This is a genomic window from Streptomyces sp. NPDC050121 (genome assembly GCF_044460385.1).
In the GTDB taxonomy this organism is placed as follows: domain Bacteria; phylum Actinomycetota; class Actinomycetes; order Streptomycetales; family Streptomycetaceae; genus Streptomyces; species Streptomyces soliscabiei.
The window spans coordinates 1-5,985 of sequence record NZ_JBITJV010000093.1 but is presented as its reverse complement, the minus strand read 5'-3'; the positions used below and the strand labels follow the sequence as shown (position 1 = coordinate 5,985).

General features: G+C 67.4%; 8 protein-coding genes and 1 pseudogene. 8 read left to right on the top strand and 1 reads right to left on the bottom strand.

What is annotated here, in order from left to right; translation table 11 throughout:
* The 7 genes from ACIBTS_RS49100 to ACIBTS_RS49070 form a co-directional block, all read left to right on the top strand.
* Positions 1-383: transposase (locus tag ACIBTS_RS49100; protein WP_399328473.1), on the top strand; the 383-nt coding region annotated here is incomplete at its 5' end.
* Complete coding sequence (locus ACIBTS_RS49095; RefSeq protein WP_399328472.1) at positions 380-772, top strand: IS3 family transposase; 393 nt, start codon at positions 380-382, stop codon at positions 770-772. The genes ACIBTS_RS49100 and ACIBTS_RS49095, both read left to right, overlap by 4 nt.
* Positions 727-1,299 (top strand): IS3 family transposase, encoded by a 573-nt coding sequence (locus ACIBTS_RS49090; RefSeq protein ID WP_399328470.1) that lies wholly within the window; start codon positions 727-729, stop codon positions 1,297-1,299. Before ACIBTS_RS49095 ends, ACIBTS_RS49090 begins: the two co-directional genes overlap by 46 nt.
* Positions 1,300-1,483: 184 nt before the next feature.
* Entirely contained in the window at positions 1,484-1,729 is a 246-nt protein-coding gene (locus tag ACIBTS_RS49085; protein ID WP_399328468.1) for a hypothetical protein, read from the top strand.
* Positions 1,716-2,192, top strand: coding sequence for a Clp protease N-terminal domain-containing protein (locus ACIBTS_RS49080; protein WP_399328466.1), 477 nt, complete (start codon positions 1,716-1,718; stop codon positions 2,190-2,192). Before ACIBTS_RS49085 ends, ACIBTS_RS49080 begins: the two co-directional genes overlap by 14 nt.
* 201 nt (positions 2,193-2,393) lie before the next feature.
* Positions 2,394-3,554 carry a serine hydrolase domain-containing protein gene (locus ACIBTS_RS49075; protein ID WP_399328464.1) on the top strand — a complete coding sequence of 387 codons (1,161 nt, stop codon included), beginning with the start codon at positions 2,394-2,396 and terminating at the stop codon, positions 3,552-3,554.
* 89 nt (positions 3,555-3,643) lie between these two features.
* The gene (locus ACIBTS_RS49070) at positions 3,644-4,015 is read left to right on the top strand and encodes a hypothetical protein (RefSeq protein ID WP_399328462.1); all 372 of its coding nucleotides are present in this window, start codon (positions 3,644-3,646) and stop codon (positions 4,013-4,015) included.
* Here the strand turns inward: ACIBTS_RS49070 and ACIBTS_RS49065 are convergent.
* Complete coding sequence (locus tag ACIBTS_RS49065; protein WP_399328475.1) at positions 3,982-4,863, bottom strand: amidohydrolase family protein; 882 nt, start codon at positions 4,861-4,863, stop codon at positions 3,982-3,984. The two genes, ACIBTS_RS49070 and ACIBTS_RS49065, sit on opposite strands and share 34 nt — an antisense overlap.
* 258 nt (positions 4,864-5,121) lie before the next feature.
* Between ACIBTS_RS49065 and ACIBTS_RS49060 the strand changes: the two are divergent.
* Positions 5,122-5,853: pseudogene (locus tag ACIBTS_RS49060) on the top strand (transposase); the annotation flags it as partial.
* Between the last annotated feature and the right edge of the window lie 132 nt (positions 5,854-5,985).

Sequence of the window (5,985 nt, the reverse complement as noted above, 5' to 3'; positions counted from 1 at the left end):
CGAACCGGAGTGGATCGCACCCGACCTTCAACACCCTTCGCCCCCGCCCAGTTGACAACCGCGGATCCGCTCTAACTCCGTGGTCTTGGAAGTACCCGCTGGAGTTGCGTGAGCGTGCGGTCCGGATGTACCGGACCGCCGAGCCGAAGCCCGTGATCCGCCGCATGGCCGAGGAACTCGGTGTGCACCACGAGGCCCTGCGCAACTGGATCCGCCAGGCCGAGGCCGACGCCGGCGAACGCAACGACATGCTCACCACCGAGGAGAAGGACGAGCTGGCTCAGCTGCGGCGCGAGGTGCGGGAACTGCGACGGGCGAACGAGGTCCTGCGGACGGCCTCGGCTTTTTTCGCGGCCCAGCTCGACCCGACCCGGCCCAGGTGACCGCGCTCGTCGAGGCGCACCCGCACCTGGGGGTCGAGCCCGTACTCCGGGAACTTTCCATCCCCTCATCCACCTACTGCCGCTGGCGCCAGGCCGAGAAAGAGCCATGCGAGCGGCACCGCCAGGACGCCGAGCTGACGGACATGATCCGGCAGGTCCACGCCGATTCCGGCGGGATCTACGGCTCACCCCGCGTGCACGCCGTCCTCAGGCGTGAGGGCGTCCACGTCGGCCGCAAGCGTGTCGAACGGCTCATGCGCCAGGCCGGCCTCGCCGGGATCAGCCCCCGCCGGAGCAAGGGTTTCACCCGCCGGGACCCAGACGCCGACCTCGCCCTGACCTGGTGCAACGCGACTTCACCGCGAACGGGCCGAACCGCCTGTGGGTAACCGACCTGACCATGATCGCGACCGAGGAGGGCCCGCTGTGGCTGTCCGCGATCCGCGACGCGTTCTCCCGCCGGGTGGTGGCCTGGGAAACCTCAGCCCGCGCCGACGCCGACCTGGTCCTCACCACGCTCGAATACGCCCTGGCCAGCCGCGAAGTCGCCCCCGGCGAGCTCATTCACCACGCCGACCACGGCTGTCAATACACGTCCGTGAAGCTCACAACACGCCTGGTCAGGGCAGGGATCCAGGCGTCCATGGGCTCGGTCGGCGACTCGTTCGACAACGCCCTCGCGGAGAACCTGTGGATGGTCATCAAGACCGAGTGCATCCGCGGCCGCGTCTTCGCCACCAGAGCCGAAGCGAACCTCACGCTCTTCGAGTACCTCGACGGTTTCTACAACCCCCGCCGCATCCAGAAACGGCTCGGCTACCTCAGCCCGATCGAGTACGAGGAGAAGCACTACGCCAGCCGGGCAACGGCCGAACAAGTGAACCTGAAACCACGTCAACCCGCCCTGACCTGCTAGTCAGCCACTCCCGCGCAGCGGGGGAACCTCAAGTGCCCACCTGTGGGTCCGTGATCACTTGAGGGTGCCCTCGTTTGCCGACACGTCGGCCCACGATCGCGAGTCCCGGACGCGTCACCCCGCCTTTTGCCAGTCATTGGCAACTCGGGTTGACTATCCTCATTAGTCAACTACAGTTGCTTGCATGTCCGCCGCCAAGCATCCCCTTCCTCAAGAGTCCGCTGACGCCCTGGCGGCTGTCGTTGCGTTGCGGCGCCTTGCCGATCAACTGGAGGACGCCGCTGTCGAGCAGGCCATGCGCGCGGGCTGGAGCTGGCCGCAGGTCTCCGAGGCACTCGGCGTTACCCGACAAGCCGTCCACAAGAAGCACGCCAAGCGGCTCATCGCCGCCGGAATCAAGCTGAGGAGACGCGGCGATGAGCACGTTTGACAAGTACCTGCACGCGGTCATCGTGCGGGCGATGCGCGAAGCCCAGGAGGACGGGTCGGCGACGACCGACGCGCACCATCTCCTGTTGTCGCTCGCCGCAGATCAGGGGTCCACCGCACAGCAGATCCTGGCCTCGGTCGGGCTCGATCACGCTGCTGTCCGCGCGGCCCTGGATCGAGAGTTCGAGCACAGCCTGAGCATGATCGGCGTGTCTCCGGCCACCTATGACCTTCCCAGGCCGAGCCGCGCTTCCCAGCAACCCAAGCTGGGCGCGTCCGCCAGACTCGCACTGGAACGGGGATTCGCCCTGGCCCGCAAGAAGGACCTGCGGTCGGCGCATCTGCTACTCGGGATCCTGCAGGCTCAGATCGGTACCGTGCCACGCGCTCTCGCCTTGGCCGGTATCGATCAGGCCGAACTCGCAGACCGCGTACGGCAGACGCTCAGCAGCCAGGTTCGGTGACCACGGGAAGCAGCTGACACGGCCAGGTCACGCCGCGGGCGTGACCTGGCCTGGATGTGCAGTGAGTCCTGCAGGAGTGCGCGATGGATCGCATGCTGCGCTCGGCCCCAAGCCCCTGCTGAGAGCCGGTGGGCCAATGAATCACGCCGTGGAGCCGGGCCGCGCGGCCATCCACGGGTCACCCACGACAAGGAGAACCACATGCGCCAACACATCCCTCGTACAGACAATGGCCAACCGGGCGCCGAACCGGCCGAGGCTGCGGGCGCGGTATCCGAGTCCACGTCGGCCTCAAGGGCCGAGGGCTGCGAGGCGATCCGCCCTGTACTCGAGGAAGCCGTAACTCAGGGCGGCCTCCCCGGCATTCTTGCCGAGGTCCGCGACGGCAACCGGCAGTGGTTCGGGACCGCAGGAGTCGCCGACACTGCAACCGGCCGCAAGCGCTCACAGCAGGACCGGTTCCGCATCGGCAGCATCAGCAAGACGTTCGTGGCCACCGTCGTGCTGCAACTGGCGGCCGAAGGCCGGCTGAGCCTGGACGACACCGTGGAACAGTGGCTGCCCGGTACGGTGCACGGCCACCACCACGACGGGGCCAAAGTGAGCATCAGAATGCTGCTCAACCACACCAGCGGGATCTTCAACTACACCGATGACCAGGAAGCACTGAACCGTTACGAGGCCCACACCCCCGAGCGGTTGGTGCGGATCGCCGTATCCCACCCGGCCTCCTTCCCACCGGGTTCGGGGTGGGCGTACTCCAATACCAACTACGTCGTGGCGGGCATGATCGTCGAACGAGCCGGTGGCCGCGCGCTCGCCGAGGAGATCGCCGAGCGGATCGCCCGCCCGCTCGGCCTGGCCGGCACGTACCTGCCGCTCGGCAGCGATTCGACGATCCACGGGCCGCACTCCCGGCACTACACGAAGCTGTTCCAGACCGACCCTGGCGCGCCGGTCCACGATGCGACCGAGTTCGATTCATCCATGTTCTGGGCAGCCGGCGGCATGATCTCCACCGCCGGGGACCTCAACCGGTACTTCGGCGCCCTGCTGGGGGGCCGAATACTGCCACCGGACCAGCAACGCGACATGTTCACCACCGTGCCCACCCGCGATTGGATTTCCAACACCGCCTACGGCCTCGGCGTTTCCTCGCTGAGGCTGCCCTGCGGGGAAACCGTCTGGGGCATGGGGGGTGCGCTCTTCGGATCGTGGTCCTACACCTACGGCGCTCGCGATGGCGAACAGATGGTCACCACCAACGTCAACGGCGACTGGACCAGTGGCGGTTGGGACGACCCCATCGGTATCTTCACCGACCTACTTCAAGCGAAGTTCTGCCGCCGGAGCGGTACCTGACACCGGAGTCACAGCGTCGGCCGCGTGGCCCGTGCTACGTCCGTCCGCGGCTCGGCGGGGACGTGGCAGGACCATGGATCTTCCGCGTAATGCGCTTCCTGGAGCGCTATCTCCAGCTCTACCTCGCCTTCGAGCAGGGCGAGGCCCTCCAGGCGTGGAACTGCTGGAGCGAGAACGGCATCGCGACGCGGTTCAACGACTCCCTCCCGAAGGGCGAGATCGGCGTCAACCCGCCCTTCCCGGGGGCCGGGGCCACTGTGTGGCGGGCCCAGACCTGCGACCGCGGACTGCTCCACCCCGTCGAGCAGCTCGACGTAGCCTTCGTGCCCCGCCTTGCCGACCTCGGCATGACCGCCATGCGCCGAGACGCCGCGGGAAAGGCGGCGACATCCGACCGTCGCCGTCCAGGACGTCTTCGCCGCGGTGCCTACAGGGCGAAGAGCCGTGCCCCGTTCTCGTAGCAGACCCCGCGCAACCACTGCTCACCCAGCCCGAGCCGTTCAAGTACCTCGAGTTGATGGACGTACGGATAAGGGATGTTGGGAAAGTCGGTGCCGAGCAGGATCCGATCGCCGAGGTCGGCGAGCCGGCCGAGTTCTGTTACGGGGAACGGGGTGAAGCGCTCGCTGAAATCCGTGAACACCATCGTCGTGTCCAGGCGCACCTCGTCGTACCGCTCGGCCAGGTCCAGGAAATCGGTGTACTCCGGCATCCCCATGTGCGCCACGACCAGGCGCAGGCGCGGATGCCGGGCGAGGAGCCTCCCCACCGGCTCGGGTCCCGTGTGTTTGCCGGGTACGGGACCTGACCCGCAGTGCATGACCACGGGGACTCCCGCCTCGGCCAGCGTCCCCCACACCGGATCGAGCAACTCGTCAGTCGGGTCGTACGCCCCCACCTGCAGATGGGACTTGAAGACCCGAGCCCCCGCCTCGACCGCCGTGCGCACATACTCCGCCACGCCGTCCTCGGGATAGAGGGTGGCCGTGTGCAGACAGTCGGGCGTGCGTCCCGCGAAGTCGGCGGCCCATTCGTTCAACCAGGAAGCCATGCCGCGCTTGTGCGGATAGAGCATCGCGGTGAAGGCGTGCACCCCGAACTGCCGGAGCAGCGCGATCCGTTCGCCTTCCTCCTGCCGATAGGTGATGCCCCACTCGATGCCGGTCGCCGGGCCGACCGCGTCGAAGTACTCCCACACCTTGCGCAGGACCCGCTCCGGCATGAAGTGCGTGTGTACGTCGACAAGCCCGGGCACCCCGATACGTCGCCGAAAGTCCTCGACGGCCTCGATTTCACCCACGGGGACGATTCCTCTCGACGTCGCCGCGCACGAGGACGCACACGGCGGTGCGGCAAAACGATTGAGATGACAGTCGTGTGAGTCGAGGCAGCGACCGTACGACTCGCGCAATCATCTCGCAGCCACCCCAGCACCCACGAACAGGAGCAATGCTCAGGACTTGTGGATCGGTTCTCGGGGAGTGCGCGAAGGGCGTACCTTCCCCAATGATCTACAAGTCACCGAGTAGAGGCCCGCGTTCGCAGCGCGGGTCGGGAAGGCACGCCCGTGCTCAGCGTAGTGAACGCCGACAGCTCCACCGAGTCCGGATCCCTGATTGACGAGATCGTCCGCGAGGGCGCCCGGAGGATGCTCGCCGCCGCGCTGGAGGCCGAAGTCAACTAGTACATAGCCGAGTTGGCCGCTGAGACGGACGGGGCAGGGCGCCGTCTGGTGGTCCGCAACGGCCACCACCGGCCTCGCACTGTGACCACTGCAGCTGGTCCCGTCGAGGTCACGGCCCCGCGTGTGAACGACAAGCGGGTGGACGTGGCCACCGGAGAGCGGATGCGGTTCTCCTCGAAGATCCTGCCGCCGTGGTGCCGCAAGTCGCCCAAGGTCAGTGAGGTGCTGCCGCTGCTCTACCTGCACGGGCTGTCCTCGGGGGACTTCGTGCCCGCGCTGGAGCAGTTCCTCGGCTCGGCGGCCGGTCTGTCCCCGGCGACCGTGACCCGGCTGACGAAGCAGTGGCAGGACGTGCACCCCAAGGTCCGGCTCGGACAGGCGCACTCCTGCATCCTGGTGCTGATGGGTGTGCGCCTGGACGGCACCAAGGAACTGATCGCACTGGCCGAGGGGCTGCGCGAGTCCACGGAATCGTGGGCCGACCTGCTGCGCGACTGCCGCCGTCGCGGCATGCGCGATCCCGAACTGGTCGTCGGCGACGGCGCGATGGGCCTGTGGAAGGCGCTGGCCGAAGTGTTCCCGGCCGCCCGCCACCAGCGATGCTGGGTCCACAGAAGCCGTCAAGGATCAACCTGTTGCTTCGCGATCAGCCATTCGTTGGCCTGGTATGGCGATCACGGAGGAGATGCTGTCCCAACTCGACTGCCGTTTCGCGGTGGTGCTGCCGCATCTGAACGAACGGCAGCG

Bases quoted from the DNA above. Each gene is read 5' to 3' on its own strand.
- ACIBTS_RS49085 (WP_399328468.1), top strand. From the start codon at position 1,484: ATGTCCGCCGCCAAGCATCCCCTTCCTCAAGAGTCCGCTGACGCCCTG.
- ACIBTS_RS49075 (WP_399328464.1), top strand. From the start codon at position 2,394: ATGCGCCAACACATCCCTCGTACAGACAATGGCCAACCGGGCGCCGAA.
- ACIBTS_RS49070 (WP_399328462.1), top strand. From the start codon at position 3,644: ATGCGCTTCCTGGAGCGCTATCTCCAGCTCTACCTCGCCTTCGAGCAG.
- ACIBTS_RS49080 (WP_399328466.1), top strand. From the start codon at position 1,716: ATGAGCACGTTTGACAAGTACCTGCACGCGGTCATCGTGCGGGCGATG.